Raw genomic sequence first — 26,870 nt, 5'->3', positions numbered from 1 at the left:
GACCTCCCGTTCCAGGGATGGCGTACTACCCATTTTCCTCCTCGCCCCCCTCCCACATAGCCTCGACGATCTTGCCTGCCTTCAGGGCCTCGATCTGGTCCCGCCAGCCCTGCGCCCGCGAGGCGGTGGTCTCCTTGATCTGCGCGGTCAGCGTCCGGGCGTCGGCGAACTTGAGGGACTGCGGTCCAGCCTGGGCGATGCGGCGAGCCGTCTCCGTTTTGGCATCGATGGCGGACCGGATACTCCCGCTTCGGTTCGTCATGCGCCCCAGCTTGCGGAATACGGGCTTGGACGTGCCGAACCAGACCTGCTGCCACCAGAGATTGGTCGTGCGGTCGAGCCAGCTGATATACCCGCCCTCGCGGATCGAACGAGGCTCCTTGATATTGCCCCCGAAGCTGTACCGGACACCGTCGGCCGTCACCGGATCGTAGAAGTGCGGCGTGATGAAGTCAGAGACGAGGAATCCGTTCACGGTGTACCCGAACTGCGGGTCCTCCGGGGGATCGGCCACCTCGACCAGAAATTCGACCACTCCTTGGTCCGGCTTGGGAGAGTGGCCCGCCATCAGTCTGTTGCCGGCCGGATCGGCCAGCATTTCGAGAATCTCGTGACTCGCCGTGAGCGACCAGCTGTCGCTGTACTGGACCAGGGCGAACGGTTGTCCGTGCTCATCGAGGTGGATCCCGTCGACACCGGCTGGCTCATGGATGTCGTCGGCAACAATGACCGGCCAGTACCCGACGGGGACGTCCTCCAGCCGCTCGAACGCGTCCACGGTCGCGGAGACGTTCCAGAGTGGGCCGAAGTCACGGGTGACCTGCTTCTGCAGCGCGGCCGTCACACGGCTGAGCTGCGCGGCGGTGATCTGGTTGGTTTCGGATACAAGAGCGACCTGGGCCAGCAACATCGAACTCGCCTCTTTCCTTTCCGTACCGATGCGATGGTCCGCTCGCATGGGAGAGCGGTCCGCAAGCGGGCGACCGGCACTTTCTGCTCGCCGAAGGCGCCGAGCAAGTAAGACCGTATGTTTGATGTGTGGCATATGCCCGCTGATTCGCCTTTGCGGGTGATATGTTCAGCACTCAACTTGAGTGATACTTCCGGTCGGGCGTTGGACTCAGCTGAGACGGCGGTTCAGAGAGCGGTCGAAGGACATGGGGGCGAGGCGGTACCGCCGGATGCTCGACGAACTTGGTTCCCGCGGTGAGCGGGGCTGGTCCCGCTGCGCCATCGACTGTGTGAAGGCGCGAGCCCGGGAGAGGGGAACTGGCGAGATCGGCTCTCGCAAGGTCAGCCGCCTGGATGCGTAAGGCGTCGCGCTCCTCATTGAACATGCGAGCCCACACGAGCTGTCCGGCCGGATGCTTCAGAAGAACTAGGATTGCCAGGGTGACAGCACGAACCAGTGACATCGGGAAGGCAGCCGGTGTGCTGCGCGCCGGGGGCCTGGTGGCCTTCCCGACCGAGACCGTCTACGGTCTGGGCGCCAACGCCGAGGACTCCGCCGCTGTCTCGCGCATCTTCCAGGTCAAGGGGCGTCCGCCTTCCCACCCGCTGATCGTCCACATCGGCGGCGCGGAGCACCTGGATGACTGGGTCGAGGACGTGTCGGCGACGGCGCGCCTGCTGGCCGAACGCTTCTGGCCGGGGCCGCTCACGCTGGTCCTGCGGCGCGGGCCCCGGGTTCCTCTCGAAGCGACGGGTGGACTGGAGACGGTGGCTGTGCGCGTGCCCGACCACCCCGTCGCCCTTGCGCTGCTCTCGGCCTTCGGGGGTGGTGTCACGGCCCCGTCCGCCAACCGCTTCGGCTCGGTCAGCCCGACGACGGCGGAGCACGTCTGCGCGGAGCTCAGTGATGCCGTCGACTTCGTGCTGGACGGCGGTCCCTGCGAGGTCGGGGTCGAGTCGACGATCGTCGACGCCACGGGCGAGATCCCGAGCATCCTGCGGCCCGGCGGTGTGACGCGCGAGGACCTCGAAGCGGTGCTGGGGCGCCCGCTCGCGGTCCCCTCGACGAGCCGCATTCGGGTGCCGGGCCAGCATCCGTCCCACTACGCGCCGCGGGCACGGGTCGTTCTGGTCGAGCTGGAGAAGGTCGTCGCCGAAGCGGAGCTCGCGCAGGAGCTGGGGCACCGGGTAGGCGTCTTTCTTCCCCCCTCCTTCGCCGAGGCTGCGGTGAAGGCGCACGCCGTGGTGGCAGTCCCGCCTTTGATGGCCGCCTACGCACGCGGGCTGTACGGGTTCCTGCGCGAATTCGACCAGCAGGGGTGCGATCTCATCATCGCGTCCTTGCCGGAGGAGGAAGGCCTGGGACTGGCGATCGCCAACCGGCTCCGCCGCGCCGCAGGACCCCGGATCTCCGCGTGACCGGCACCGACGCCGTTACGTGTCTCGCCCGGCCACTCACCGGATGCGGCGCCCCGGTGAGCGACCGCCTGCCTGATCCACAGGACCCCTGCCTTTGATCCCTACAGGGCCGAGGCGATGGGCATGTCCAGGCCACGTGCCGCGACGAGGCGCGCGGTCCCGTCGGCCAGGCTGTAGCACAGGCCCACCACAGCGGCCTGCCCGGCGGCGACCCGCTCGGCCAGGAGACGGGAGCGGTCCAGCAGCAGGTCGACGGTGTGCCCTATGTGCTCCGTGAGGATCTCGTCGGCACTCACGCGTCCGGCGGCCCTCGCCGCCAGCACGCTGGGGGTGACGCGCTCGACGACGTCCCGGATGTAGCCGGCCGGTGTCATCCCGTCCTCCAGCGCGGCACACGCCGCGCCGACCGCCCCGCACGAGTCGTGGCCGAGGACCACGACCAGGGGGCAGTCCAGCACGTCGACGCCGAACTCGATGCTGCCGATCACTTCCGGGCCCATGACGTGGCCGGCGGTGCGCACCACGAAGAGATCCCCCAGACCGCGATCGAAGATGATCTCGGCGGCCAGGCGGGAGTCGGAGCACCCGAACAGCACCGCGAACGGGCGCTGGGAGGGAGCGACCTCGGTGCGGCGGGTGGCGTCCTGGTTCGGGTGCTCCGGCGCACCAGTGACGAACCGCTGGTTACCTGCCAGCAGCAGCTCGAAGGCTTCACGGGGAGTTGCGGCCTGGATCTCTGTCATGGCCGCAGGTTACGGCTGGCCCACCAGACACGCGCGCCCGGGTCCACGATCGATGGCTTCTGTGCCTCCGTGGCCGACACACCGAGACGCCGGGCGATGTCCCCCTCGGTGCGCCTCCTCAGTGCGCTACGCAACTGTCCGTCACACAACAGCCCGCCCGCACCGACTGGCCATGCGTAAGCCTCTTCCCACGGCCCTGTCACACACCGCCAACGACACCGCTGCAGGGCAGGGGTGTACGCCACAGGAGTGGATCTCCCGAGCGACGGGTGCGTGCACACGGCGCCGAACCCAGGCAGGCAGGCCACCACACAACCAGGCGGGTCCGATCACGGCGTACGCCCGATGAGCGCACTCCGCGCGCGCCGCCCTTCCGAGCGTGCCTGGTGCTCGGCACGGACCTGGTGATCGCTGACGCCAACCCGGCCTTCTGCGAGGTGACCGGACGGAGCCGGGCCGAGCTGCTCGGGCAGTACCTCTTCGACACCTTCCCGGACAACCCCGCCGACCCGGAGGCCGACGGATTGGACACGCTCAAAGCCTCACTGCGCCGTGTCCTGTCCTCCGGCCAGACCGATCACATGGCGTTGCAGAAGTACGACATCCCGGTCCCCGGCGACCCCGAGGTCTTCAAGGAGCGGTGGTGGACCGCGATCAACGTGACCGACGTCGTCCGCTCCCGCCGTACGGCGCACCTGCCGTCGGTCAGTCCCGGGCGGGAAGCGGCCATGGAAGCCGAGCTGCAGTTCCTCGTTCAGATGCTGCAGTTGCCGCGCCCGCCGCCCGTCCTGCTGCACCCGGACGGCTCCTGCGATCTGCTCGGCCAGGCCACCGACCCACCGCGGGGGGCCCGCCCCGAACACGTCCCCCGCCCCCAGGCCAACGCGACCTACACGCCCGGCGACACTCTCATCCTCTACACCGACGGCCTGATCGAACGCCGCGATGAGGACATGGACGCCGGCCTCACCCGCCTGACCTCCACGCTCACCACCTGCACCGAGTTCGGCGCGGAGCACCTCGCCGACGCCCTCCTCGCCCGCTTCGGCGTCGCCAGCGGCGCAGGCGACGACATCGCCATCGTCGTCGTCCGCCTGGACCGAACGCCCCGACCGTACTGATCAGGCCCGGTTCGGCCATGGAGGAAGGCGGCTGGCTTGGTGCGGTCGCATGGCGGCTCTGCCAGTCCGCCCCGTCAACACAGCCGAGAGCGGCAGGACTTTGTCACGATGCCCGTTGTGCAGCAGTTGCCGATCCCTTGCCCCACTCACCTCATTCCGGACGCCACCGGCACCGACGCTTTCCACGCCGCGTACCGGCAGGCCATGGCGCAGCACGCCGTATTCGTCGTCATCGAATCCGAAAGACGTCAGGTGTGGACGGTCAAAGCGGACACGCTCGCCGTCGGCTCCGGCCACGCCCTCGACGACGCGGTGAACGAGGCGGTCCGGGCCGCGATCACCCGCCTGGTCCAGAACCGTGAGGCCGAATGGGACGCCTACACGGGCCCGGTGTACTTCATGATGCACGGCGTGCGCAGCGAAGAACGGGCCTGCGAACTCGCCGCCGCCTTGCACGCCGCCCTGTGCGGAGACCTTCAGCCGTTGACCCGCGCGGTGCCCGGTGCTGACCTGCACGAGTAGCTGATTCGATCCGCGCTCCTGCTCGCTGCGGACTGCTGCCAGTCCGGGAATGAACCCGATCTTTGGTGTCCGAGCTGGTCAGCGAAGCGGTGCGGCATGGCGGCGGCGTGACCGGGTTCGGGATGTGGGCCGGAGCGGGCACGGGGACCGTCACGGTGGAGGATGAGAACGACCGGGACTACGGCATCTGCCGCTCCTGGTGCTGGCGGGAGTGAGCGGCCCGCCCGTCGCCTCGGACGGGCCCCCGAAACCGGGTGGTGGAGTCGGGGGTCGTCACACACAAGTGCCGCGGGGGACGTGCGCATGCCCCCCGGTACAACGCGCCCGCCGTCGCGGGGTCACGCAGCTGCGCCCACCGGCAACCGCCGGGCCTGGAGGCATGCGACGGGCCTTGCCGGATAGGCTCGACGGCAACTCTTTGAGGTCCCTGGGCGAAACAGTTGGGCGGGCGCTGTGGAAGATCTTCCCTCGGTCGAGACGGCCGTGTCGGTCCACTGCCTGGTGGCGAAGGTGCGCGGGGTCATGGACCACGTCTCGCAGCTTGAACTGCGCGGGCAGCTGACGCAGGTTATAGATCGTGCGGAACGGGCCGTCGTGCTGGACCTGTCGGATGTGTCGTTCTGCGACTCGGCGGGGCTGAACGTGCTGCTGGGAGCTCGTCGTGAGGCGGAGAGAGCTGCGGTGATGCTGGTTCTGGCCTGTGTGCCGATCAAGCTGCGCCGGGTCCTGGAAATGACCGGAGCCGATCAGGTCCTACGGGTCTTTGCCACCATCGATGACGCTGAGGCCGCCCTGAGCAGCTAATGGCTCCGTCGCTCTGGCAGCGCATGATGCCGTCCTGGCTGCCCCACGCGCTCCCGACCGGCGCGCGTCAGTGCGTGATCATCGCCCTGTTCACCCCGGCGGTCCTGATCGCACTCGCCGCGGCGGTGCCGGCGCTGCTGGTCCTGCCGTTCCTGCCGGACGGGACAGGCCGCACCGTACAACTCCTCACGGCGCACACCGACTACATGCGCACACTGCTGGACGGTAGCCACCCCTGACGACGACCCGCGCCCCACCACGCAAGTAGCACACGGAGTTGGACTGCGTGTAGCGCAGGACCGCCAGGCCCAGCAGGAGATCCTCGGCTGCCGCGGTCGGCAGCGTGCCGCATACGACGTTGTCCAGCAGAGCGGTGGACAACGCCACCTCGTCGCGCCGCTGGGACAGCCGCAAGCCGAACACCTCCCGTGTCTCGCACTGTGGGGGTGTGAACGCCTGGTCCGCTTCCATGACCAGGAAGCGGCCGTTCTTCTTCTTGCTGAGCGTCGCGACGGTGCCGGGGGCGTAACCGGGGGCAATGACGCCGTCGCAGACCACGCGGGACAACAGCTCGGCGAGTTCGGTGTCGACCGGGTGCGACACGGCGGCGAAGTCGCCGTAGGAGGACTTCGGATCGGCGTCGCGGGCACGCAGGTATGCGCTGGTGAGCGCACCGACACTGTCGCGGTCGATGCCGTAGAGCTTGGCGGTGACGTCATCGACGGGGCCGGCCACGGCCGCTCCGGCGGGCGAGACGTGTTTGAAGGAGGCAGCGGCCGGCCGGTTCAGGACCCTGCTTGCCTCCAGCACCAGCTGCCAACTGTTGAGTGCGTCCAGCATGTTGATGTAGGACGGGTTGCCCTGCAACACCCGGACCGGCCATCGGCCGAGCTGCACCGGCGCGGTAGTCGCCGCCGCCTGCTGCGGGTTGATCTCATAGCGCAGATCCACGTCATAGCCTCCTGTGTCAGCGGGACATCACTGACGCAGGCGCCCAGGCGGTCGACGCTCACGCGGGAAAACGGCCGCTCTCCGGTGGTTCTCCACCTTCGCCAGTCGCGACCGGACACGATGCTATCTGCACGAGCGAGTACATAGTTTCGCCGGTCATGCCGTCAGTGCCAGCGGACGCCCGCCCCACCGGATGCCCTTCTCGCTACGGATGCGGACGCGCTCCTTACGTTGGGCGGCCAGGACGTCGGGATGGTGGGCGTTGGCGTTGCGCCAGCGCAGGTATCGGTGCAGTTCACGGGTCTGGACGGTGTGGTTGGGATGGTTCGAGTTGGCCAGGATGCGTTGGTCGGGGTGAAGCACAGCTCCACCTTGTTCTTCCGGGCCCCACTGGCGGATCTTGGCGCCCTTGTGGACACGCGGTCAAGGAAGCGGTCCAGGACGCGCTCGATCCGGTCCAGCTTGGCGTCGCGGTCGGGGTCAGTGGACTCCTTCCAGGTCTTGGTCCGCTGGAAGGTGACGCCGCATCGGGCGAGCAGGCAGCGCAGGGCCTCGCGACCGATGCGGATCACCCGACAGGAGATGCAGCTTCCCGATCACAAAGAAGTCGCCGTCGTCCAGCTCCAGGACGTCCGGGCAGTTGTTCGCTTCGACGGACCCGCGCTCGGCGGGCGTCGATCCATGCGGCGCATGAGGCTCTTTACAGTGACACAATCGGTGTTATGAACACCAATACGGACTGGGCCTACCGGGTGTTCGAGCCGCACGGGTCCGAGGGCTGGCGCCCCTACGGCAGCGACCCCGAACAGTGGCACGGCGTGATCACCGCCGCCGACACGGACGAGGGCGCCAAGCACGCCATCGGCCGCATCATCGCCGACCTCATGACCGAGTGGGAGAGGACCGGTCTCCACCACGCGATGCACGTGCGCGTCTTCCTCTGGCACGACGAGGCGAGCGAGATGGAGGATGCGGACTTCGTCGTGGAGGTCCGGCCCCGGTCGGACTTCGGCACAGCGTGACGGATCAGGACGCTCGGCGACCGAAATCCGCGTCGGCGGCAACCCGCCCATGGGCACCGAGACCCTGGATCAAGGGAGACGGGACCCGGGGGCCGGAAAATACGCACGCGTTCGGACGCGCAGCCATCTCATATGGAACCCATGACCGGGTACAGCGGTCCTCGCAGTCGGGGCCCTCCAGCGTGTCCCTGGTCAGGGTGTCCATCAGCGCGAGCGCGCCCTCGATCTCTTCGTCGGACGCCTCGACCGGCGGCGGAAGCAGCTCGGCAGGGGCACCGGGCATGTCCCGCCGTACTGGCCGACCCAGGCCCGGAACTTGCCGCGGGCCACTTCTTCGCGTCTCCACCAGCCGTGCTGCACCGGCCGCGCGGAGGTAGTGAGCAGCAGGTGGTAGCGGCCCGGGCTGGTCATGCGAGCCGGATCGCTCTCGCCAGGCCCGGCGGACGTCGGGCGGTGGCCGCTACGCCGTGGTGTGGCGGCGCCTGCGGACGACGTACATACCGAGCGCGGTGAGGATCAGCAGGCCACCGGACGCGCCGAGCCAGCCGGTGCCGGGGTCCGCGATGACGCTGCGCTTGGCGACCGGACGGCCACTGACGATCAGCTGGCCGGTCCTCTTCACCCGTCCGTGGTGCGCGACCACGGTGACCGGGCACGTGCCGGGCGTGAGACCGGTGCGAACGGTGACCATGGCGTAGTAGCGCGGGTCGTCGCCGTCCGCGGGCTTGGTGTCGTCGCGCCTGAGGTTGACCGGTTGGGTGAACGCCGGGGAGGTGGCGAGAGCCGGTTCTCCTCGCCGGGGTCCGGGTACGTGTCCTTCCACAGCACGCAGACACCGCCCGTACCGTGAGGGACCTCTCGGCGACCCGGCAGCCCTCCGGTCCGTACAGGTCGAAGGCGTACGTACCGTCCTTCACGTCCGGGCGGAGGTAACCGGGCTGACCGCGCGAGCCGAGGTGGCACCGATCTCCTCGGCAATCTCCGCCAGCACCGGCTGTGGAATGGAGTCGTCCACGGTCAGTGCGACCAGTGCGTCGCCGCCCTCGGTGATACGGGCCACCTGCATGCCGACGATGTTGATCCCCGCGTCACCAAAAATCCGGCCGATGATGCGGAGCAGGCGTCGCTACGGGCCACTGACGGCGCCAGATCCCGGGCTGAGGGCGGGGGTGGTGCCGTCCCGTCCAAACGGTGCCCTGTCGGCTGGAATGTTCACCGCTGTGCGGGCTCTTGGCTGTGCTGACACGCGGCGGACACGGTGTGGGTGGTCTGGTCCGGATCTGGGGCCTGTTCCCGGGCGGCGGAGCGGGCAGGGAGGGTGTCGGAGATGTCCGGCCTGTTCGCGGCCACTCATGGCCGGCGAGACATCGGACAATGGCTCCCGCAGCAGAAACAGCCGGCCATCTGGCCGCGGCTCCTTCCGAGCAGCAGGAGCGACTGTCCACGCTGGGCGTCAAGCCGCTGGAGGAGCCGTCTCCCGCGGCGGGGACGGGCGCCGCATCGCCCGGTCCGACCGCGTCCCCCGAGCAGCCTTGTGCTGATGCTGCCGATGGCGGTGCGCAGTTCGCCGAAGCGGGCGGGCCGGGTGGCCAGGGTGTGGAGGATGAGGCCGTTCCACCTCTGGCCGAGGATGTCGAACGCGGCGGCGAGCCCCGCGTTCGCCGCGAGCGGTGCGGGTGTGGTGATGCTGGCGAGTGCCTTCGCGTCCGCCCTTCGCGTCGTACCGGTTGAGCCCGTTGGGGTTTCGGCGTGGGGCCGCAGCCGGCTGCGGTGCGGCGCCGGCTGCGGCCCCGGGAGCCGCCTCACCCGTTCCCGCGACACGAGGCGGCGCTAGTGGGTCAGGGCAGCAGGACGGCCTTGCCCTGGTTGCGGTGGGCTTCCAGGTCGGCGTGGGCCTGAGCGGCCTGCGCGAGGGGGTAGGTGCGCCAGATCGGCACGGTGAGCTTGCCGGCGGCGGCAAGCTGCACCAGCTCCGGCAGCACCTGGCCGCTCTGGTCGGCGCTGCCCGCGCTGAAGCGCACGCCGTGCTGCTGGGCGGACATGTCGGCGATAGTGATCACCTTGCCCGCATCCCCGGTCAGGGCGACGGAGTCGGCGAGGACGCCGGCGCCGGAGGCATCGAAGACGAAGTCCACCCCGCCCGGAGCGGCGGCCTTCACCCGCTCCGCCCAGCCGTCGCCGTAGCGGACCCCGGTGGCGCCGAGCGGGGTGACACGCTCGATGTCCTTCTCGCCGACCGTGCCGATGACGGTGATGCCGCGGGCGACGGCCAGCTGCACCGCGAGGAAGCCCACGCTGCCGGCCGCGCCGTGGACGAGCAGGGTCTGGCCCGCCTCGACCCCCAGCTGGCCGAGGACCCGGTGCGCGGTCAGGCCGACCGTGACCAGCGAGGCGGCGACCTCCCACGACAACCCTTCGGGCTTGGCCACCGGCCGCTCCAGCAGGGCGTACTCGGCGTAGCTGCCGCCGACGGTGGCGCCGAGGACCTCATCGCCCACGGCCGCATCGGCTCCCTCGCCGACGGCGTCGACGACACCGGCCGCGTCCAGGCCCGGGGTCACCGGGAAGCGCACGGGGACGGCCTTGGCCATCAGGCCCGAGCGGATCTTCATATCGAGCGGGTTCACTGAGGCGGCCCGCACCTTGATCCGGACCTGGCCCGGGCCCGGCTCTGGCGGGGCGACCTCGGTCGGCCGCAGCACCTCGGGCGCGCCGTACTCGGAGAAGGTGATCGCAATGGACATCGGGAACTCCTAGGTGGATACGGGTGCGGAAGACATATCGGACGGGCTGACTCTGAACTCACTGTGCGGTCACGGCAGCGGTCACACCGGTGACCGCGCCGGTCAGGCGTCGAGAGTGGGGTAGTCGGTGTAGCCGCGGTGGTCGCCGCCGTAGAAGGTGGCCGGATCCGGGGTGTTGAACGGACCGCCGGCGGCCAGGCGGGCCAGCAGGTCGGGGTTGGCCAGGAACAGCGCCCCGTAGGCGACCATGTCCGCAGCTCCGTCCTCGACCAGGGCCAGTGCCTCGGGCCCGGTGACCTCCGGGTAGGTGAACGGGTTGAGGACGAACGTGCCCGGCCAGGCCTTGCGCAGCCGGGCGGTCAGGTCGCCGTCCGGGCCCTCCATCAGGTGCAGGTAGGCCAGGTCCAAGCCAGTGAGCCGCTGCAGCAGCGCCTCGTACGTCTCGTACGTCGTGGCCGGATCGGTCTCGGCGATGTCGTTGTACCGGTTGCCGGGCGAGATCCGCAGCCCCGTCCGGTGACCGCCGATCGCCTCGGCCACCGCGGTGACCACCTCGACGGCGAAGCGGATCCGGCCCTCGACATCGCCGCCCCAGGCGTCGGTGCGCAGGTTGGTGTTCGGCGCGAGGAACTGGTGGAGCAGGTAGCCGTTGGCGCCGTGGATCTCCACGCCGTCGAACCCGGCCTCGATCGCGTGATGGGCCGCGTTGACGAAGTCCGCGATGGTCTGGCGGATCTCCGCCTCGCTCAGCTCCTTCGGCGTCACGTAGTCCTTCGGCCCGTCGTGGGTGAAGACCTGGCCCTGGGCGGCCACCGCCGACGGCGCCACGGGCACCAGCCCGTCGGGCAGCAGGCTGGGGTGGCCGATGCGGCCGGTGTGCATCAGCTGCGCGAAGATCACGCCGCCCTCCCGGTGTACGGCGTCGGTCACGTTCCGCCAGGCCGCGACCTGCCCGGGCGTGTGCAGGCCCGGGGTGTCCGGGTAGCCCTGGCCGACCGGCGAGGGCTGGATGCCCTCGGTGACGATCAGCCCGGCGCCGGCACGCTGCGCGTAGTAGGTCGCCATCAGCTCGGTCGGCTCCGCGCCGGGCCCGTAGGCGCGGCTGCGGGTCATCGGCGCCATGGCGATGCGGTTGGCCAGGCGCTTGCCGCCCAGGTTGATCGGATCGAACGCAGTGGTCATGTGCTCAAGCCCTTCGAACGGTGGGTTGAGGCGCGAAGGTGCCCCTGGTCGGGCGGGAACCGCCGCAACCTCAACCGAATTACCTGTTCGAACAGTAAATGGGGGAGAGTATTTCAGCAAACAGCCGTGACGCCCGCCACATACCCCACCGGGACGGCCTCTACGGCCTGGAAGGCACTCGCTCAGGAGTGGTCAAGGGAGCGCGGATCGCGCAGGGCAAGGAGAGGTATCCTGTTCGAGCAACATTCACGGAGGGCAGGGAGAGTCAAACCATGGCGGAGTCCGCAGCCAGCGCCGAAGGCCGCAGCCCGGCCCCGGTGGACGGGGCCATCCCCCTGCCCTCGGCCGCCAGTGGAGGACCGATCAGCCACGCGATCTTCCGGGTGGCCCGCATCCACCGCATGATCGCCGGACAGCTATTGCGCCGCGTGGGCCTGCACCCCGGCCAGGAACTGGTGATGATGCAGCTGTGGGAACTCGGCCCGCAGCGACAGGTCGACCTCGTCCGCCTGCTCGACTCCGACGCCGCCACCATGACCCGCACCATCCGGCGCCTGGAGCACGCCGGCTTCGTGCGCCGCTCGCCCTGCCCCGACGACAAACGCGCCTCCCTCATCGAGGCCACCACCGCCAGCCACGCGCTGCGCAAAGAAGTCGAGCAACTGTGGCGCCGGCTCGAGGACGCCACCGTCGGCAACAGCACCGACGGCCAGAAGGCCACCGCCCTGCGCGCCCTGGAGGACATCGAGGAACGACTCACCCGCGCCGCTGCCCAGCTCGGCACCTGACGATGCTCAGCACCGCCGAGATGATCGGCCCGCATACCGCACGCTCCCAGTCGCCCATTGCGCGAACCGTGGACCGGCGAGGGGCTCACACCGTCCAGCAACTGCCGCGGACCGCATGGCGGCCGAGCCGGTGTGCTGGAGAACGGGTTCGTCCGACAGCTGACGCCCGTGGCGTTCAGGCGACCGGTGCGGCCAGGCGCTGCTCGGCCAGATGGTCTCGCCACGCCAGCCGTAGCGGCTGCCCCAGCAGGAGGTGAGCCGGGCGATGAGGTACAGGCCGCAGGTCGGCCCGCCGTGCTTACCGTGCCTTCGACAGCACCTTCGACGGCCGCCTCTCAGCGGCCCGCCAGTAACCCAACCACCCCCGTTACACCGCTCGTTTGACAGACCCGATCCGCTCGCCGTTCTGCTCGGGAAGGTCCCGGCGAGCAGACCGGCGCTGTCCTGCGGCTGGTCCAGAGGAGGGCGCCGCCGGGAGCGCTTGCCACGGCGGATGCCGCCTGTTTCACCCAAGCGTCTCCGGCGCGAACTCGGCGTCTGAGAGCGGGCGGTGGACTGCGGCGCCGCTCCTGCTACCGCTGTCCGGGAGACAGCCCAGTTCGGCACAAGCTCGCCGCAGCGGCCGAACCCTGCCCGGACCAACGGCGAGCCGGCAACGCGCCGCCGATCAGGCCGGTTTCAGGCCGCGGGCACCCCCACGGCACACCCCCCGCAACATCACCGGCAGAGTCACGGCATGGAGGGCTGGGCCGGCTCCGTCCCGGTCGTCCCGCCCCCGGTCGTTTCCGGGACTCCGGCCTCCGGCATGTCCAGGGCTTTGCGGACCACGTCGTTGTGGAAGCCGCGGACGTGCCGTTCCACCAGATCGCCGGCGCGCTCCACGTCGCCCGCCGCGATGGCCTCGTAGATCGCGTGATGGTCCGCCCGCAGCCGGGCTGCGATCGGCTCCCAGTCGCCGATCTTGTGGAACGCGGTGAGCAGCGTGCCCCGTACGGCGTTGCGCACGGCGACGGTCATGTCCGCCATCAGCCGGTTGCCTCCGGCCTCGGCGATGGCGACATGGAACGCGGTGTCGTAGTCGTTGAACTGCTCGCGGGCCAGGGTCTTGTCATCCATGCGGACGAGCGGTTCCCGGATCCGGGTCAGTTCCTCGTCACTCGCGTGGCCTGCGGCGAGGCGGGCGCTCGCGCGTTCCAGCGTGGCCCGTGCCTCGACCACGTCCTGGAGGGGGAAGTTCGCCAGCGCCAGGTGCAGCCGCAGCAACTGGGTGAGACCGTTGCTGGGCATGGCGGTGATCACGCTGCCCGATCCCGGACCGGTGCCCACGCGGGAGCGCAGTACCCCCTGAGCCTCCAGGACCCGCAGGGCCTCCCGGACGGCGGCCCGGCTCACCCCCAGCAGCTCGACCAGCTCGCGCTCCGGCGGCAGCCGGTCACCCACGCGCAGGTTGCCCGCCAGAATCTGCTCCTCGATCCGGGCCAGCACGAGCTCGAAGGTACGGGAACGCGGAACCGGCTCCCAGGCCGCGCTCGACTCCGCCATGGAAAGCCCTTTCATCCCGGAACGACGCCTCGTCTCCCCCCTGATCATATCTTGAGGCGCCCACTCCTTGGTCAGACCAAAGCAATTTTCTCGCTTCAGCCCTCTTGGAAGCGGCCGCACGGAGGTGTAAACGTGGAGAAGCCAAACCATGGTCTGACCAAGACCTGATGTGAGGGTTGCATGTACCAGCCAGATCTCTCCCCCCTGGCGGACAGCCTGGCGCTCTCCGCTCTCGTCGCCTCCCTGCCCCTGCTCACCTTGTTCGCGCTCCTCGGCGGGCTGCGGCTGAAGGCCCACTGGGCCGGGCTCGCCGCTCTCGCCGTGGCGATCGCCGTCGCCCTGGCGTGCTACGGCATGCCCGCCAAGCTCGCCCTGCTGTCGGCGAGTGAAGGGGCCTCCTTCGGCCTCTTCCCGATCATGTGGATCGTGGTCACCGCGATCTGGCTCTACCAGCTCACCGTCGTGACCGGCCGCTTCGAGGACCTCCGCCGCGCCTTCGGCCTGATCAGCGATGACCCACGGATCCAGGCCGTCATCATCGCGTTCTGCTTCGGCGCCCTGCTGGAGGCCCTGGCCGGTTTCGGCGCCCCCGTCGCGATCACCGGCGTCATGCTCATGGCTCTGGGCTTCGCGCCCGTACGCGCGGCGGTCACCGTGCTGGTCGCCAACACGGCACCTGTCGCCTTCGGTGCCATCGCCATTCCGATCATCACGGCGGGCAATCTCACCAAGATCCCCTACACGGACATCGGCGCCTACGTGGGCCGCCAGACGCCACTGATCGCCCTCTTCGTACCGCTGCTGCTCGTCGTGCTCGTCGACGGTCGCCGCGGAATTCGTCAGACCTGGCCGGTGGCACTGGTCTGCGGTGCGGTGTTCGCACTTGCCCAGTTCGTCAGCTCCAACTTCATCTCGGTGGAGCTCACGGACATCATCGCCTCACTTGCGGCCCTGGTGGCGGTCGTGCTCTTCCTCCGCGTCTGGCAGCCCAGCGGCGGGGAGCAGGCCAGGGCAGACCTGCAGCGAGAGCGCGAGGCGGAGGGCGGCAGTGGCCCCGGCGCCGGCTCGCCCGGCGGCCCGTCGTCGGGCGAGCCGGGGGAGCGCGGCGGCGCGGCCACCGGCACCCGCCGGACATCCGGCGGCACGGCGACCGCCGAGAGGCCGGACAACGGACCCCGGCTGGTCATGGCCTTCCTGCCCTACCTGATCGTGATCGCGGTCTTCTCCCTGGCGAAGCTGTGGACACCCGTCAAGGACTTCCTCGCCGGCACCGATCTCAAGATCGGCTGGCCGGGTCTGGACGGACACGTCCTCACGGCCGCCGGGAAGCCGTCCACTGCCGCTGTCTACACCTTCCCGTGGCTGTCCTCCCCGGGCACTTTGCTGCTGCTGTCCGGTGTACTGGTCGCGGCCGTCTACCGGATCAGCCCGCTCGCCGCGGTCCGGGAGTTCGGCGCCACCGTGGGCAGACTCCGCTGGGCTCTGCTCACCGTAGCGTCGGTGCTGGCGCTCGCCTATGTGATGAACCTGTCGGGCCAGACCATCACGATCGGCACCTGGATCGCCGGTGCGGGCGCGGCCTTCGCCTTCCTCTCGCCGATCCTGGGCTGGCTGGGCACCGCGGTCACCGGCTCGGACACCTCGGCCAACGCGCTGTTCGCCACCCTCCAGCAGGCCGCCGGGCACAAGGCCGGGCTCGATCCGACCCTGCTCGTCGCGGCCAACACCTCGGGCGGCGTCGTCGGAAAGATGATCAGCCCGCAGAACCTCACGATCGCGGCCACCGCGGTCGGCCTCGTCGGCCGGGAGTCGGTGCTGTTCCGGCATGCGATCAAGTGGAGCCTGCTGCTCCTGCTGGCTCTCTGCGTCCTGGTCCTGCTGCAGTCGACCCTGCTCGCCCGGATGCTCCCATGAGCGGCGACGCGCCCTCATCGACCGGAGGAATCATGCGGATCGCACTGTTCGTCACGTGCCTGACCGACACGCTCTACCCGGAGACCGGCCGGGCGGTCGTGAGGCTGCTGGAGCGCCTGGGCTGTGCCGTGGACTTCCCCGTCGCCCAGACCTGTTGCGGCCAGATGCACTTCAACACCGGCTACCAGCGGGAGTGCGTACCGCTCGTGCGCCGCTTCGCCGAGGCCTTCGCCGGCTACGACGCGGTCGTCACCCCATCGGGCTCCTGCGCCGCCATGGTGCGCGAGTACCACGGGCGAGTGGCCGACGTAGCGGGAGACGCACGGCTTTCGGAGGCGGTGCGGGCCACGCCGAACGTCTACGAGCTGTCGGAATTCGTCGTCGACGTGCTGGGCGTCACCGACGTCGGCGCCTACTTCCCGCACCGGGTCACCTACCACCCGACGTGCCACTCGCAGCGCATGCTCGGCGTGGGCGACAAGCCGCTCAGCCTGCTGCGGGCCGTACGCGGCATCGACCTGGTCGAACTGCCCGCCGCCGACCAGTGCTGCGGCTTCGGCGGCACCTTCGCGCTGAAGAACGCCGACACCTCGGTAGCGATGTGCGCGGACAAGACGCGGCATGTGCTGGACACCGGGGCGGAGGTGCTGTGCGCGGCCGACAACTCCTGTCTGATGCACATCGGCGGCGTCCTTTCCCGGCTGCGCACCGGAGTGCGCACCCTGCACCTGGCCGAGATCCTCGCCGCCACCGAGGAGGACCGGACACCGGCCGCCCCGTCGCTGCCGCGGCGTCTCCCGCCGCCCAGGAAGCAGCCTGACATCACGGAAAGGACGAGCATCCAATGAGCGGCCCCACCTTCCTGGGCGTTCCCACGTTCCCGGCTGCGGCACGCACCGCCCTCGCCGACACCCGGTTGCGGCACAACCTCGCCCACGCCACCACGACCATCCGTCACAAGCGTGCGGAGGCGGTGGCCGAGGTGGGCGACTGGGAGGCGCTGCGCGAGGCCGGACGGGCCGTCAAGGAGCGCACGCTGCGCCACCTGGACCACTACCTGCGGCAGTTCGAGGAGCGGGTCACCGCAGCGGGCGGCCAGGTGCACTGGGCGCGCGACGGGCAGGAGGCGGCACGGATCGTCGTCGACCTCGTCCGGGCCACGGGCGAGCGCGAGGTGGTCAAGGTCAAGTCGATGGCCACTCAGGAGATCGGCCTGAACGAGGCGCTGGCCGACGCGGGCATCGCCGCGTACGAGACCGACCTGGCCGAACTGGTCGTCCAGCTCGGCGAGGACCAGCCCTCGCACATCCTCGTACCGGCCATCCACCGCAACCGGGCGGAGATCAGGGAGATCTTCCTGCGCAGCATGGGCGACCACGGCAGTCCGGCGCCGGCCGATCTGAGCGACGATCCGCGGCACTTGGCCGAGGCGGCCCGCCGGCATCTGCGAGAGAAGTTCCTACGGGCCAAGGTCGGGATCTCCGGAGCGAACTTCCTGGTGGCGGAGACCGGCACCGCGGTCGTCGCGGAGTCGGAGGGCAACGGGCGGATGTGCCTCACCCTGCCCGAGACCCTCATCTCCGTCGTCGGCATCGAGAAAGTCGTCCCCACCTGGCAGGACCTGGAGATCTTCCTCCAACTGCTGCCCCGCTCCTCCACCGGCGAGCGGATGAACCCCTACACCTCGACCTGGACCGGCACCACCGCCGACGACGGGCCGCGCACCTTCCATCTGGTGCTGCTGGACGGGGGCCGTACCGACACGCTCGCCGACCCCGTCGGACGCCAGGCCCTCAACTGCATCCGCTGCTCAGCCTGTCTGAACGTCTGCCCGGTCTACGAGCGCGTCGGCGGACACGCCTACGGCTCGGTCTACCCCGGCCCGATCGGCGCCATCCTCACCCCGCAACTGCGCGGCACGGCAGCCAAGGCCGACCGCTCCCTGCCGTACGCCTCGACGCTGTGCGGAGCCTGCTACGAAGTCTGCCCGGTCAAGATCAACATTCCTGAGGTCCTGGTCCATCTGCGGGCGAGGGTGGTCGACGAGGCCCGCACCCGCCGGGTGCCGAGCCCCGAGCGGCTGGCCATGGCGGCGGCACGCTCGGTGCTCTCCAGTCCGTCCCGGCTGGCCGCGGCGCAGCGCGCGGCGGCCGCGGCCGGGCGGCTGGCCGCCCGCGACGGCCGCATCAGCCGGCTGCCCGGCCCGCCCTCGGCATGGACCGAGGCACGTGACGTACCGGCGCCCGCCCGGGAGAGCTTCCGGGCCTGGTGGAGGAGGACACATCAGTGAACGCGCGGACAGAGGTGCTCAGCCGCATCCGGCGGGCGCTCGCGGACGTCCCCGAAGACGAGCGCCCCGAGGACGTGCCGGTCACCCGGAACTACTCGCCGGACGGTATGCCGGCTGCCGGTTCCCCGGAGGCGGTGGAACTGCTCGCCAGGAGGCTTGCCGACTATGGTGCCTCGGTACGGCTGGTGGCCGACGGGACGGTGCCCACGGCCGTCACGCGGATCCTGGCCGCCCGCGATGCCGCCTGCGTCGTGGTGCCGCGGGGTTTCCCGCCTGCCTGGCAGGCGGAACTGGACCCGGTCCGGGTGCTCGACGACCATCCGCAGCTGCCCGTTCGCGACCTGGACCGGGTCGACAGCGTCCTCACCACCGTCGCGGTCGCGATCGCCGAGACCGGCACCCTCGTCCTGGACGGCGGTCCGGGACAGGGACGACGCGCTCTGACCCTGGTGCCCGACCACCATGTGTGCGTGCTACGGGCAGAACAGGTCGTGGCCTGTGTCCCCGACGCACTGGCACGCCTGGAGCCCGCCCGGCCTCTGACGTTCGTCTCCGGGCCCTCGGCGACCAGCGACATCGAACTCGACCGGGTGGAAGGCGTGCACGGCCCGCGCACGCTCCATGTCCTCATCGTCGTATGACCTTACGTCTCTCATGACAGGAGTCGCCATGCCTGCCCCAGACCGAGACATGTGCCGCCCCGGGGCAGCGGTGTCCGACGACCCGGAGCCGCGCCCCCAGAACCCCAGCGCCCTCGCGGTCTGCGCACTGCCGGCCGAAGAGCGGGCGGTGCCGCAGGCCAGAGCCTTCGCCCGGGCACAGCTGACGGCATGGCGGATCGGTGAGGAGGTGGCCGACGCGGTGCGCGTCGTGGTCTCCGAATTCGTCACCAACACGGTCCGGCACAGCGGCTCCGCCGACGTGAGCCTCCGGCTCACGCGTTCCCCGACGGACGTGTGGATCGAGGTCTTCGACAGCGGCATGCGGCACGGGCCCGTCGCCTCCACCCCGCACGGCGACCTCGCGGAGGGCGGCCGGGGGCTTCTGCTGGTGGAGGCGCTGAGCCGGCAGTGCGGTGTGCACCGTACGCCGTACGGCACATGCGCCTGGGCGACCTTGCAGGAGGGGTCGCCCGGCGCGCGTCCTGCGGAGACCGCCCGGGTGGATCGCAACGCCCCGACACCGCGCCAGCTGCGGTCCTCGGCGCCAAGAAGGTCGACGGCCTCCTCGGGGTCGTCCCGCCGAACGACGGCACGACCAGAGACTGCTCACCGAATACGGCCCTCCGAACAAGACCCCGCCCGCGAGCAGACAGCGGGACGGGCGGATGCGGGAGTTGGTGTTGACCGCCTATGAATACCGGTGCGTCTTCTGCGGTTACGCCGGCGTCGGCGCGGTGCCGGTTGGGCTGGAGGCCGCCCCGTACGCTGGTGGGCCATCGGCGGCCCCGACGACATCGAGAACGGACTGTGCTCGACCCCCAGTCCGGCGCGCGTCCTGTTGCGGCCGCTCACCGCGGCTGGCACACCCGTCAGGTCTTCCACGGCGGCCACGCCCTGCCACGGCGGCCTGACACCGTCCCGACCCTGTCGGCATCGCTGCGCAGGCGGATCCCCGGTGCTCGGCGTCGCGGTCACGCGTCAGTTCGTCGTGACAGTGGTGTGGTGCGGTCGGTTGTGCACCAGCAGGGCCGAGGCGAGGGCCGCGCACAGGAACACGGCGGCGATGACGGTCATGCCGGCGTGGACGCCGGAGGTGAAGGCGTCGCCGATCGCGGCGGTCACGTTCGGCGGGGCCGCTCGGTGGCTACCGCTCCCGGTGGAGACGGCGTGCTCGACAGCGGGCCAGGCCGCTCGGGGAACGTGGTGGACGTCCAGCCGGGTCGGCAGTCGGGACTGGAGCCGGCCGGCGAGGAGTGCACCGAGGAGGGAGGAGCCGGTGACGGATCCGATCTGGCGGAAGGCGTTGACGGCTCCGGAGGCCATGCCGGCGCGTTCGTGGGAGACGCTGACCAGGGCCGCCGCGGTGCTCGGCGCGGCCACCATCCCGCTTGCGGCCCCGAAGAGCGCGAACAGCCACCACACCCGGGCGTAAGGGGTGGTCGGATCCAGCGTGGTGAGTCCGGCCGTGGCGGCGGCTCCGATGAGGAAGCCCACGGTCAGCGGGAGCTTGAAGCCGGTACGGCGGATCACGCGTCCGGTCGCGTAGCTGACGATGACGTAGACGCCGAAGAAGGCCAGCAGCCGCCATCCCACGTCCAGGGCGGACAGATGCTGGACGCGCTCGTAGAAGAGCACCGACAGGATGGCCAGGCCGGTGAAGCCGAACAGGGAGACGGCCGCGACGAACATGACGGCGCTGAAGGATGCCGACCGGAACAGGGTGATGTCCAGCATGGGTGTGCGGCCGGCACGCTCGACGAGGACGAACCCGGTCAGGGCCGCGGCCGCGATGATCCAGGCGATGAGGATGCGGGGACTGGTGTAGCCGTCGTGTCCGCCTTCGATGAGGGCGTAGACGAGGGCGGCGACGCCCAGGACGGCCAGGACCTGCCCGGGGATGTCCAGCTTGCCCTTGGGGCCACGCGATTCGGCGACGAATACCGCGGCGGCCATGGTGACCACGGCGAGGACGGCGGTCGACAGGAAGACCGTATTCCAGTGGAAGTGGTCCAGCAGTGCGCCCGCGATCAGGGGGCCGACGGCGAGCCCGATGCCGGAGGAGGCCGCCCAGATGGTGACGACTTCTGTGCGCCGGTGCGGGTCGGGGAACGTGGCTCCCAGGACGGCCAGGCTGTTGGGGAGGATGAGAGCACCGCCGAGGCCGGAAACGAGCTGGCCGGCGATGACGCCGTCCACCGAACCCGCCGCGTAGACGATGAGGGAGCCGATGATCATGATCGCGGCGCCGGTGACGAAGGCGCGTTTACGGCCGTAGAGGTTGCCCATGGTGCCCGCGGACATCACCAGACTGGCCACGAGCAGGGTGTACGCGGAGGGGATCCAGACCAGGCCGGTCGGGGAGACGTGCAGGTCGTCCTGGATGGCCGACAGCGCCGACACCGATGCGGTGATCAGCAGAAAGGTCGTCATGGCGCCCAGGCACATCGCGATGAGCGTGACGGCGGCGGCGAGCCGGGAGGGCTGGTTCGGGGAGGGCAGGAGAGCGGTTTGCCGGTCGGTCGGCCTGAGCCGGCCCGGAGCGGGGGAAGGAAGGGAAGTCACGGGGTCCTCGTCTCAGCCGAGCTGCGGGTACAGGGCGCCGACGCCACCGGAGAGGTCGGCCTGGACCTGCCGGCTGCGGTCGTCGACGACGATCTCGGCAGCCCCGGAGGCAATGCCGTCGACGGCCGCGCGGGCGACGTCCGCCGGGTCGGTCTTGGGCCCGTTGACATGGCGGGCCATGTCGGTGTCCATGTAGCCGACGTGGAGTCCGGACACGGTGATTCCCCGGGGTGCGAGCTGCTGGCGCACCGCGTTGGTCATGCTCCACTCCGCGGACTTGGCGGCGGCGTAGGCGCCGACGGCGGGAAAGCTGATCCACGACAGCGCGGACAGGATGTTCAGGACGGCGCCTCCGCCCTGGGACTCGATCACGGGAGCGAAGGCCCGGATCATGCCGAGGGTGCCCAGGTAGTGGGTCTCCATCTCCAGGCGGACGGCGTCCCAGCTGCCGGTCAGCAGATCGGCGCCCGTGGAACTGCCCGCGTTGTTGATCAGCACCGTGATGTCACGGGCCTCCTCGGCAGCCGCGGCGACCGAGGCGGGATCGGTCACGTCGAGCCGTATCGCCTTCACGCCGGGCAGATCGATCTGGTCCGGTCGGCGGGCCGCCGCGTACACAGTGGCGCCACGCGCAACCAGTTCCTGGGCGAGGGCCCTGCCGAGCCCGCGGTTGGCCCCGGTGACCAGGACGGTTGCAGTGTTGATGTCCATGATTCCTCCCTCGGGGCGCACTCACCCGAGCTGACTTACGATTACAGAAGCCAGCTACGACGGTATAGGCTGGCTTTGCATGAGGCAAGCCAGGTGGAGGGTTGAGAGATGAAGGATCTGCTGGAGGAACGGGACGCCTGGTCCATGGCCAACTGCTCCATCGCCAGGACTCTGGAGATCGTCGGCAACAGGACGGCGCTGCTGATCATGCGCGAGGCGTTCTTCGGCACACGCCGGTTCGACGACTTCGCCAAACGTGTGGGCATCGGTGAACCCGCCGCTGCAGCGCGCCTGAAAGAACTGACCGCCGCCGGTCTCCTGGAGCGCGTCCCTTACCAGGAGCCCGGCCAGCGGACCCGGTACGCCTATCAACTGACGCAGAAGGGGCGGGACTTCCGGGCCGTCATCGTGGCGCTGCGGCAGTGGGGCGACACCTGGGCCGCCGACGAACAAGGGCCCCCCGTGGTCGTACGCCACGAGAACTGCGGCGCCCCGGTGCACGCGGTGCTCCGCTGCGACGACGGCCACGACGTGCCGATCGGGGACTCATTCGTCGACGCCGGCCCGGGTCTCATTCGCGTCCGCCCGAGCAGTCCCTGAACCCCGCCGCGGCTGACACACCCGGCAGGACGATTCCACTGCAGAAGTGACCCGCCCCGCCATCGCCGACCGGCACGCTCCCCCGGTCGCGATCGTGGCAGCCCCACCACCGGCCTGTCCGAGCAACTCGGCGGGGCCGGAACTGGGACTACCGCTACGCATGGATACGGGATTCCGCGTTCGCTGTCTATGCGCTGCTCAGGCTCGGCTTCGCCGAGGAAGCCGAGGCGTTCATCGACTCCCTCACCCACCACATCGACCAGCGCCCGGACCCTTCCGGCCGGCTGCAGATGATGTACGGCATCGACGGCCGAGCCGAGCTGCCCGAGCGTGAGCTCTCCCACCTGGAGGGCTACCGCGGCTCGGCCCCTGTGCGGATCGGCAACGACGCCGCCACTCAGCTGCAGCTCGACTTCTACGGCGCCCTGCTCTGCTCCGCTTACCTGTACGACATGTGGTGCCAGCCCCTGACCAGCGGCCAGTGGTGCGCGGCGTGCGAGCTGGTGGACTGGGTCTGAGCACTGGGACGAGCCGGACGAGGGCGTGTGGAAGACCCGCGGCGGACGCAAGAAGTTCCTCTTCTCCCGTCTCATGTGCTGGGTGGCCGTCGACCGCGCCATGCACATAGCAGGTCATGACAGTTCCCGTGCACCTATGTGTGGGGCCCCCAGGAGATGATGGCCGCGAACAGCGTGTCATCCGGAGTAATGCGCGCTGATTCACCTCGCGACCGGCGGTGCCGGGGGCCTCGGGGAGAGTGTCGCCGGCGCGATGAAACGCGTCGCCCACGACGTGCGGAGCGTAGTCCCGGCACCGGCCACTGGGTGGCCGAGGAAGCACCGCAGGAAAATGCTCACGGCGCCGGCCACCTTTCCGGCCCAGTACCGCGATCACGCCCGGAGCACACAACCGCGGGCCACCGCGATGCCCGGCAAATGACCGCCACCGACGCGTGGGTCAGCCGACGAGCTGCTGGCCCCCGTCGACGTCGTACGTCGCACCTGTGAGTGCGCTGTTGGTCATGATGTGCACGGCGAGCGCCGCCACGTCCTCGGGTACGACCACACGCCCGATCGGCAGCGTGGTGCGCAGCTCCTCGCGACGGGCGTCGAGCGTGTCGCCGAGCAGCCGGGCCGACAATGGGGTGTCCACGAAGCCCGGGGCGATCAGGTTCACCCGGACCGGCGCGAGCTCGAGTGCCAGACTGGCCGTGAACGCGGGCATCGCGGCGGTGACCGTGGGGGCGACACCGAGAGCGGCCCGGATCCGGCGGGCTCCCGTGCCGCCCAGAAGCAGCAGCGTGCCGCCGGGCCGTACGGTGCCGGCGCAGTGGCTCGCGACCTCGAGTGCGAGCACCATGTGGTCGCTGATCGCCCGGCGTGCCTGCTCGGCGTCCATGTCCAGAAGGCGGCCGTAGGACGGGCCGCCCGCGGTGACCAGCACGTGGTCGATCGGCCCCGGCAGTTGCTGGAAGAACCGCTCCAGCTGCACGGGGTCGTGCGCATCGAAAGCCGCGGTGCTGAGCGCGTCGGCTTCCTTGGCCGCGGTGCGCAGCCGTTCCGGGTCCCTGCCGGTGAGGACCACCGACGCACCCTGGTTGCGGGCGAGCCGTGCGGTCGCCAGCCCGATACCCGCGCTCCCGCCGAGGACGACGAGGGTCTGCCCGTGCAGGGCCTGGTCGCGGGAGCCGTATCCCGCAGGCGGCTCAACGTTCATGAATCCTCCTGCGCTGCGATCTTGCCGAGCTCGTGCCGAGGACTGATCCGGCACTGCGTCGAGCTGCCGCAGGAACCAGGCGGTGATCCGCTGCCGACAGCCCCTTCGTGCCGAGGACCGGGGCGCAGGCACGCGACACGGCCCAGGTGCCGAAGTAGTTGATCTCCACCGCCTGGCGCGCGCCGTCGAAGGATCCCGTCAGCAGCTTGGTGGTGAAGCCTCCGACGCCGACGTTGTTGATCACAATGGTGGCGTCGCCGGCTGCGGCGGCGACCTCCTCCGGCACGGTGACGTCCAGACGCAGCGGAGTCAGGTCCTCGCCGCTCACGCTCGCCGGATCGCGGACACCGGCGTAGACCGTGGCCGCTCCCCGCGCGATCAGTGCGCGGGCGAACACGTAGCCGATGCCACGGTTGGCTCCCGTGACCAGGGCAGTCGATTCTTTGATCTCCATCGCGCTTCCTTCCCGCTTCCGCACCTGATTTCGTACCGTGCCGGGACGGCCGGGTCGTCACGCACGCAGGTTGTCCACGCAAGAGGCCCTCTCCCCCACCAGCGTGCATCGAACGCCGCAGCGACGCATGTGAGACGGTGCCCGGCTGCAGGGCCCTGATGTCACCGCCTGGCCGTCTTAGAAGACGAACAGTGGCTTGGTGCCGTGTGCGGGTGCTTCGGCGAGCGCGACGGCTTCTGTGAAGCGTTCGAGGGGGAACGGCTGGCCTTGGGGGATGCTCAGCACCTCGTCGGTGACGAGGCTGCGCACCTGGGACAGCGCGTGCAGCGCGTCCTCGGGTGAGGCGGTGCCGAACCATCGGTTCAGCCAGAAGCCACGGACTGCTTTGGTCTCGTAGATGACCGAGCGTGCCTGCAGCGGGATCGTCAGCGCGGCGGGGTCGGTCTGCCGGTGGGTGGAGAGTGCGCCGTAGACCACCAGCTGTCCTCCCGGAGCGAGTGCCTGGGACACCTGGGCGCCCACGGGGCCTGCCACGCAGTCGACGGCCTTGCGCACGCCGGCCGGCCCCGCTGTCTCGGCGACACGCTGCAGTAGGTCCTCGTCCTCGGTGCAGATGACCTCATCCCCGCCGAGTGCCTTGATCTCCTCCACGGCGGTGCGTCGCCGCACGACGTTGATCGTGCGGATACCCAGGTGCCGGGAGAGCTGGATGACGAGCCGGCCGACGGTGGAGCCCGCGGCCGTCTGCAGAAGCCATTCACCCGGCTGTACGTCGAGTTCGCGCGTTACGAGGAGCAGCGCGGTCAACGGATTGACGGCGAGTTGGCAGGCGCTGGAGTCGCTCAGATGGTCGGGCACCGGCAGAAGCCTGTGTGTATCGGCCACGAGGTATTCCTGCCAGGTGCCGGCCACAGGGGGTCCGGGTACCGCGGGGACCGCAGCGGCCACCACGCGCTCACCGACCTGCAGCCCCTCGGTGTCCGGGCCCAGAGCCTCGATACGACCCACGCACTCCATGTTGCCCCCGACAGCGGGAAACGTCGGGGAGAAGCCGTAGCGGCCGCGCAGCACGTGCAGATCACTCGCGTGAACCGGGGTCGCCTTCACACGGATCAACGCCTGACCGGCTTTCGGCACGGGAATGGGCCGGGATTCCAGCCGCAGCACATCAGTGGGCTCGCCGGCCTCCACAGCTACGAGCGCGCGCATGGATCGAGGCATGAGTGGTCTTCCATCTCTCATCTGGGCCCGAACGGCCCGCCCAGGGCCTTTCGCCGCAGCACGAGTTCAGCTGGGTGTCCGTCACTTCACGCTACCCCTGGCCTCAGGAAGGTTCTCGGCGGCGGACCCGCTCCGTTCCGCGAGGGGGACATGGGACGTGGCGCATTCGTCGATGAGGGTGGCGACGCAGTCGAGCAGCGTCGCATTCAGCACTTGGTCGCAGGGAAGCCCGTCTGGTCCGGAAGGCAACAGCAGGAGGGTGCACAGGGGCTCTTCACGGCGGCCGGTTGATCCCGGCAGTGGAGCGGGGGCGAGAGGCTTCAGCGGAGCGGCGGCAAGGTGCCGGCGGGCCACGCTGCGCGAACTGGCTCTCGACTCATGGGAACTGTCGCACCGGCGTCCAAACTGATGGCACCTGTTCACGGGGCTGCTGTACGGCGCAGTGACCGGAGCACTGCAACGGTGGAGCGCCCTCTCTTCAGCGTCGGCAGACTCGGACGGACGCGGCGATCGTCGGCGTGGAAAGCCACGTCGCACGGTCGGAGCCGCCCGCCCGGTATCTCCCGATCGCTGATCACGGCCTCATCGGCGATCTGCGCACGGCTGCCTTGGTGGGCACCGACGGGACCCACGATCTACTGGCGGATCCTGGACCATGGCTGGTCGTCGATCCGGCATGCCTTCGTCCAGTACCAGGGCGGCGACGTGCTGGACGCTGTACTTCTGATGATGCCGCTGACCAGGTTCTCACCTACGCCAACCATGTCGGCCTGTACGCCGAGGAGATCAGCCACACCGGCGAGCAACTGGGCAACTTCCCTCAGGCGTTTACGCACCTTGTCCTGATCAGTGCTGCATTCAACCTCCACTGCGCCCTGGGCTGACGGCGGACGGGGGGGGGACCCCTCGGCAGTCACCGTGCGAGCCCCCTCATCTCCACCCATGCTGGAG

The 26,870-nt window shown here is 69.9% G+C and carries 28 protein-coding genes, 5 pseudogenes and 1 riboswitch; of the genes and pseudogenes, 18 read left to right on the top strand and 15 right to left on the bottom strand.

The genetic code is table 11. From position 1 onward, the window contains the following. Positions 1-25 precede the first annotated feature (25 nt). Entirely contained in the window at positions 26-910 is an 885-nt protein-coding gene (locus ACIGXP_RS14905; protein WP_399768299.1) for a hypothetical protein, read from the bottom strand. Positions 911-1,392: 482 nt separating this feature from the next. Here ACIGXP_RS14905 and ACIGXP_RS14900 point away from each other — a divergent pair, with 482 nt between their 5' ends. Beyond that, on the top strand, positions 1,393-2,370 hold the full coding sequence (locus ACIGXP_RS14900) for an L-threonylcarbamoyladenylate synthase (protein ID WP_399768294.1): 978 nt from the start codon (positions 1,393-1,395) through the stop codon (positions 2,368-2,370). Positions 2,371-2,471: 101 nt separating this feature from the next. Here the strand turns inward: ACIGXP_RS14900 and ACIGXP_RS14895 are convergent, their stop codons facing one another. Then, on the bottom strand, positions 2,472-3,113 hold the full coding sequence (locus ACIGXP_RS14895; RefSeq protein ID WP_399768291.1) for a carbonic anhydrase: 642 nt from the start codon (positions 3,111-3,113) through the stop codon (positions 2,472-2,474). Positions 3,114-3,496: 383 nt separating this feature from the next. Here ACIGXP_RS14895 and ACIGXP_RS14890 point away from each other — a divergent pair, with 383 nt between their 5' ends. The 5 genes from ACIGXP_RS14890 to ACIGXP_RS14870 all read left to right on the top strand — a co-directional run bounded on the left by ACIGXP_RS14890 (position 3,497) and on the right by ACIGXP_RS14870 (position 5,799). Continuing rightward, positions 3,497-4,234 carry a SpoIIE family protein phosphatase gene (locus tag ACIGXP_RS14890; protein ID WP_399768436.1) on the top strand — a complete coding sequence of 246 codons (738 nt, stop codon included), beginning with the start codon at positions 3,497-3,499 and terminating at the stop codon, positions 4,232-4,234. A gap of 108 nt (positions 4,235-4,342) precedes the next feature. Further along, positions 4,343-4,756, top strand: a complete 414-nt coding sequence (locus tag ACIGXP_RS14885) for a hypothetical protein (protein WP_399768288.1) — start codon at positions 4,343-4,345, stop codon at positions 4,754-4,756. A gap of 65 nt (positions 4,757-4,821) precedes the next feature. Continuing rightward, the gene (locus ACIGXP_RS14880; RefSeq protein WP_399768285.1) at positions 4,822-4,971 is read left to right on the top strand and encodes a hypothetical protein; all 150 of its coding nucleotides are present in this window, start codon (positions 4,822-4,824) and stop codon (positions 4,969-4,971) included. A gap of 238 nt (positions 4,972-5,209) precedes the next feature. Next, positions 5,210-5,560 carry an STAS domain-containing protein gene (locus ACIGXP_RS14875; protein WP_399768282.1) on the top strand — a complete coding sequence of 117 codons (351 nt, stop codon included), beginning with the start codon at positions 5,210-5,212 and terminating at the stop codon, positions 5,558-5,560. Then, positions 5,560-5,799: a dTMP kinase gene (locus ACIGXP_RS14870; RefSeq protein ID WP_399768279.1), complete on the top strand. Its 240-nt coding sequence runs from the start codon at positions 5,560-5,562 to the stop codon at positions 5,797-5,799. Before ACIGXP_RS14875 ends, ACIGXP_RS14870 begins: the two co-directional genes overlap by 1 nt. Here the strand turns inward: ACIGXP_RS14870 and ACIGXP_RS14865 are convergent. Together ACIGXP_RS14865 and ACIGXP_RS14860 are read right to left on the bottom strand one after the other, a co-directional pair. Next, positions 5,747-6,511 carry a hypothetical protein gene (locus tag ACIGXP_RS14865; protein WP_399768276.1) on the bottom strand — a complete coding sequence of 255 codons (765 nt, stop codon included), beginning with the start codon at positions 6,509-6,511 and terminating at the stop codon, positions 5,747-5,749. The two genes, ACIGXP_RS14870 and ACIGXP_RS14865, sit on opposite strands and share 53 nt — an antisense overlap. 34 nt (positions 6,512-6,545) lie before the next feature. Then, positions 6,546-6,630, bottom strand: a riboswitch (ZMP/ZTP riboswitch). Between the two features lie 37 nt (positions 6,631-6,667). Then, positions 6,668-7,086, bottom strand: a pseudogene (locus ACIGXP_RS14860) (hypothetical protein); the annotation flags it as partial. Between the two features lie 147 nt (positions 7,087-7,233). Here ACIGXP_RS14860 and ACIGXP_RS14855 point away from each other — a divergent pair. Next, positions 7,234-7,533: a hypothetical protein gene (locus tag ACIGXP_RS14855; protein ID WP_399768273.1), complete on the top strand. Its 300-nt coding sequence runs from the start codon at positions 7,234-7,236 to the stop codon at positions 7,531-7,533. Positions 7,534-7,993: 460 nt separating this feature from the next. Here ACIGXP_RS14855 and ACIGXP_RS14850 read toward each other — a convergent pair whose 3' ends face one another. The 5 genes and pseudogenes from ACIGXP_RS14850 to ACIGXP_RS14830 all read right to left on the bottom strand — a co-directional run bounded on the left by ACIGXP_RS14850 (position 7,994) and on the right by ACIGXP_RS14830 (position 11,459). Next, positions 7,994-8,356, bottom strand: coding sequence for a hypothetical protein (locus ACIGXP_RS14850; RefSeq protein ID WP_399768270.1), 363 nt, complete (start codon positions 8,354-8,356; stop codon positions 7,994-7,996). A 90-nt stretch (positions 8,357-8,446) separates the two neighbouring features. Continuing rightward, positions 8,447-8,641, bottom strand: a pseudogene (locus ACIGXP_RS14845) (ACT domain-containing protein); the annotation flags it as partial. A gap of 242 nt (positions 8,642-8,883) precedes the next feature. Further along, positions 8,884-9,339: a winged helix-turn-helix transcriptional regulator gene (locus ACIGXP_RS14840; RefSeq protein ID WP_399768434.1), complete on the bottom strand. Its 456-nt coding sequence runs from the start codon at positions 9,337-9,339 to the stop codon at positions 8,884-8,886. Positions 9,340-9,371: 32 nt separating this feature from the next. Beyond that, positions 9,372-10,277 (bottom strand): NADP-dependent oxidoreductase, encoded by a 906-nt coding sequence (locus ACIGXP_RS14835; RefSeq protein WP_399768267.1) that lies wholly within the window; start codon positions 10,275-10,277, stop codon positions 9,372-9,374. Between the two features lie 102 nt (positions 10,278-10,379). After that, positions 10,380-11,459 carry an alkene reductase gene (locus ACIGXP_RS14830; protein ID WP_399768264.1) on the bottom strand — a complete coding sequence of 360 codons (1,080 nt, stop codon included), beginning with the start codon at positions 11,457-11,459 and terminating at the stop codon, positions 10,380-10,382. Between the two features lie 272 nt (positions 11,460-11,731). Between ACIGXP_RS14830 and ACIGXP_RS14825 the strand changes: the two genes are divergently transcribed. Next, a complete protein-coding gene (locus ACIGXP_RS14825) occupies positions 11,732-12,247 on the top strand; it encodes a MarR family winged helix-turn-helix transcriptional regulator (protein WP_399768261.1) in 516 nt (171 codons plus the stop codon). Positions 12,248-12,976: 729 nt separating this feature from the next. On the opposite strand, the gene ACIGXP_RS14820 is transcribed toward ACIGXP_RS14825, so the two are convergent. Then, positions 12,977-13,789: a FadR/GntR family transcriptional regulator gene (locus ACIGXP_RS14820; RefSeq protein ID WP_399768258.1), complete on the bottom strand. Its 813-nt coding sequence runs from the start codon at positions 13,787-13,789 to the stop codon at positions 12,977-12,979. 180 nt (positions 13,790-13,969) lie between these two features. On the opposite strand from ACIGXP_RS14820, the gene ACIGXP_RS14815 reads away from it, so the two are divergent. The 6 genes and pseudogenes from ACIGXP_RS14815 to ACIGXP_RS14790 all read left to right on the top strand — a co-directional run. Beyond that, positions 13,970-15,703: an L-lactate permease gene (locus tag ACIGXP_RS14815; protein WP_399768255.1), complete on the top strand. Its 1,734-nt coding sequence runs from the start codon at positions 13,970-13,972 to the stop codon at positions 15,701-15,703. 32 nt (positions 15,704-15,735) lie between these two features. Next, a complete protein-coding gene (locus ACIGXP_RS14810) occupies positions 15,736-16,551 on the top strand; it encodes a (Fe-S)-binding protein (protein WP_399768252.1) in 816 nt (271 codons plus the stop codon). After that, a complete protein-coding gene (locus ACIGXP_RS14805; RefSeq protein ID WP_399768249.1) occupies positions 16,548-17,993 on the top strand; it encodes a LutB/LldF family L-lactate oxidation iron-sulfur protein in 1,446 nt (481 codons plus the stop codon). The genes ACIGXP_RS14810 and ACIGXP_RS14805 overlap by 4 nt, the downstream gene beginning before the upstream one ends. After that, the gene (locus ACIGXP_RS14800; protein WP_399768246.1) at positions 17,990-18,634 is read left to right on the top strand and encodes a lactate utilization protein C; all 645 of its coding nucleotides are present in this window, start codon (positions 17,990-17,992) and stop codon (positions 18,632-18,634) included. Before ACIGXP_RS14805 ends, ACIGXP_RS14800 begins: the two co-directional genes overlap by 4 nt. Then, on the top strand, positions 18,615-19,349 hold the full coding sequence (locus ACIGXP_RS14795) for an ATP-binding protein (protein ID WP_399768244.1): 735 nt from the start codon (positions 18,615-18,617) through the stop codon (positions 19,347-19,349). Before ACIGXP_RS14800 ends, ACIGXP_RS14795 begins: the two co-directional genes overlap by 20 nt. Beyond that, positions 19,297-19,566, top strand: a pseudogene (locus ACIGXP_RS14790) (restriction endonuclease); the annotation flags it as partial. The gene ACIGXP_RS14795 and the pseudogene ACIGXP_RS14790, both read left to right, overlap by 53 nt. A 67-nt stretch (positions 19,567-19,633) precedes the next feature. Here the strand turns inward: ACIGXP_RS14790 and ACIGXP_RS14785 are convergent. Next, positions 19,634-21,217, bottom strand: coding sequence for an MFS transporter (locus tag ACIGXP_RS14785; RefSeq protein WP_399768241.1), 1,584 nt, complete (start codon positions 21,215-21,217; stop codon positions 19,634-19,636). Between the two features lie 12 nt (positions 21,218-21,229). Continuing rightward, positions 21,230-21,928, bottom strand: coding sequence for an SDR family oxidoreductase (locus ACIGXP_RS14780; protein WP_363221191.1), 699 nt, complete (start codon positions 21,926-21,928; stop codon positions 21,230-21,232). A gap of 108 nt (positions 21,929-22,036) precedes the next feature. Here ACIGXP_RS14780 and ACIGXP_RS14775 point away from each other — a divergent pair, with 108 nt between their 5' ends. The 3 genes and pseudogenes from ACIGXP_RS14775 (at position 22,037) to ACIGXP_RS14765 (ending at position 23,206) form a co-directional block, all read left to right on the top strand. Beyond that, entirely contained in the window at positions 22,037-22,528 is a 492-nt protein-coding gene (locus ACIGXP_RS14775; protein ID WP_399768238.1) for a winged helix-turn-helix transcriptional regulator, read from the top strand. A gap of 122 nt (positions 22,529-22,650) precedes the next feature. After that, a pseudogene (locus ACIGXP_RS14770) lies at positions 22,651-23,046 on the top strand (glycoside hydrolase family 15 protein); the annotation flags it as partial. A gap of 25 nt (positions 23,047-23,071) precedes the next feature. Then, positions 23,072-23,206: a hypothetical protein gene (locus tag ACIGXP_RS14765; protein WP_399768234.1), complete on the top strand. Its 135-nt coding sequence runs from the start codon at positions 23,072-23,074 to the stop codon at positions 23,204-23,206. A gap of 279 nt (positions 23,207-23,485) precedes the next feature. Here the strand turns inward: ACIGXP_RS14765 and ACIGXP_RS14760 are convergent, their stop codons facing one another. The 3 genes from ACIGXP_RS14760 to ACIGXP_RS14750 form a co-directional block, all read right to left on the bottom strand. Then, positions 23,486-24,244: an SDR family oxidoreductase gene (locus ACIGXP_RS14760; RefSeq protein ID WP_399768232.1), complete on the bottom strand. Its 759-nt coding sequence runs from the start codon at positions 24,242-24,244 to the stop codon at positions 23,486-23,488. Then, the gene (locus tag ACIGXP_RS14755) at positions 24,234-24,698 is read right to left on the bottom strand and encodes an SDR family NAD(P)-dependent oxidoreductase (RefSeq protein WP_399768229.1); all 465 of its coding nucleotides are present in this window, start codon (positions 24,696-24,698) and stop codon (positions 24,234-24,236) included. The genes ACIGXP_RS14760 and ACIGXP_RS14755 overlap by 11 nt, the downstream gene beginning before the upstream one ends. 177 nt (positions 24,699-24,875) lie before the next feature. After that, positions 24,876-25,907, bottom strand: coding sequence for a zinc-dependent alcohol dehydrogenase family protein (locus ACIGXP_RS14750; protein WP_399768227.1), 1,032 nt, complete (start codon positions 25,905-25,907; stop codon positions 24,876-24,878). 609 nt (positions 25,908-26,516) lie between these two features. Here ACIGXP_RS14750 and ACIGXP_RS14745 point away from each other — a divergent pair. Next, positions 26,517-26,803, top strand: a pseudogene (locus tag ACIGXP_RS14745) (glycoside hydrolase family 15 protein); the annotation flags it as partial. Between the last annotated feature and the right edge of the window lie 67 nt (positions 26,804-26,870).

The organism is Streptomyces sp. NPDC053069 (assembly GCF_044546895.1).
Lineage (GTDB): Bacteria > Actinomycetota > Actinomycetes > Streptomycetales > Streptomycetaceae > Streptomyces.
This window is presented reverse-complemented; position numbering and strand designations above follow the sequence as displayed.

Coding starts and splice junctions, on each gene's coding strand:
- ACIGXP_RS14805 (WP_399768249.1), top strand. CDS start 16,548: ATGAGCGGCCCCACCTTCCTGGGCGTTCCCACGTTCCCGGCTGCGGCA.
- ACIGXP_RS14775 (WP_399768238.1), top strand. CDS start 22,037: ATGAAGGATCTGCTGGAGGAACGGGACGCCTGGTCCATGGCCAACTGC.
- ACIGXP_RS14895 (WP_399768291.1), bottom strand. CDS start 3,113: ATGACAGAGATCCAGGCCGCAACTCCCCGTGAAGCCTTCGAGCTGCTG.
- ACIGXP_RS14825 (WP_399768261.1), top strand. CDS start 11,732: ATGGCGGAGTCCGCAGCCAGCGCCGAAGGCCGCAGCCCGGCCCCGGTG.
- ACIGXP_RS14885 (WP_399768288.1), top strand. CDS start 4,343: ATGCCCGTTGTGCAGCAGTTGCCGATCCCTTGCCCCACTCACCTCATT.
- ACIGXP_RS14835 (WP_399768267.1), bottom strand. CDS start 10,277: ATGTCCATTGCGATCACCTTCTCCGAGTACGGCGCGCCCGAGGTGCTG.
- ACIGXP_RS14780 (WP_363221191.1), bottom strand. CDS start 21,928: ATGGACATCAACACTGCAACCGTCCTGGTCACCGGGGCCAACCGCGGG.
- ACIGXP_RS14870 (WP_399768279.1), top strand. CDS start 5,560: ATGGCTCCGTCGCTCTGGCAGCGCATGATGCCGTCCTGGCTGCCCCAC.
- ACIGXP_RS14760 (WP_399768232.1), bottom strand. CDS start 24,244: ATGAACGTTGAGCCGCCTGCGGGATACGGCTCCCGCGACCAGGCCCTG.
- ACIGXP_RS14755 (WP_399768229.1), bottom strand. CDS start 24,698: ATGGAGATCAAAGAATCGACTGCCCTGGTCACGGGAGCCAACCGTGGC.
- ACIGXP_RS14820 (WP_399768258.1), bottom strand. CDS start 13,789: ATGGCGGAGTCGAGCGCGGCCTGGGAGCCGGTTCCGCGTTCCCGTACC.
- ACIGXP_RS14905 (WP_399768299.1), bottom strand. CDS start 910: ATGTTGCTGGCCCAGGTCGCTCTTGTATCCGAAACCAACCAGATCACC.
- ACIGXP_RS14750 (WP_399768227.1), bottom strand. CDS start 25,907: ATGCGCGCGCTCGTAGCTGTGGAGGCCGGCGAGCCCACTGATGTGCTG.
- ACIGXP_RS14830 (WP_399768264.1), bottom strand. CDS start 11,459: ATGACCACTGCGTTCGATCCGATCAACCTGGGCGGCAAGCGCCTGGCC.
- ACIGXP_RS14795 (WP_399768244.1), top strand. CDS start 18,615: ATGTCCTCATCGTCGTATGACCTTACGTCTCTCATGACAGGAGTCGCC.
- ACIGXP_RS14855 (WP_399768273.1), top strand. CDS start 7,234: ATGAACACCAATACGGACTGGGCCTACCGGGTGTTCGAGCCGCACGGG.
- ACIGXP_RS14815 (WP_399768255.1), top strand. CDS start 13,970: ATGTACCAGCCAGATCTCTCCCCCCTGGCGGACAGCCTGGCGCTCTCC.
- ACIGXP_RS14810 (WP_399768252.1), top strand. CDS start 15,736: ATGCGGATCGCACTGTTCGTCACGTGCCTGACCGACACGCTCTACCCG.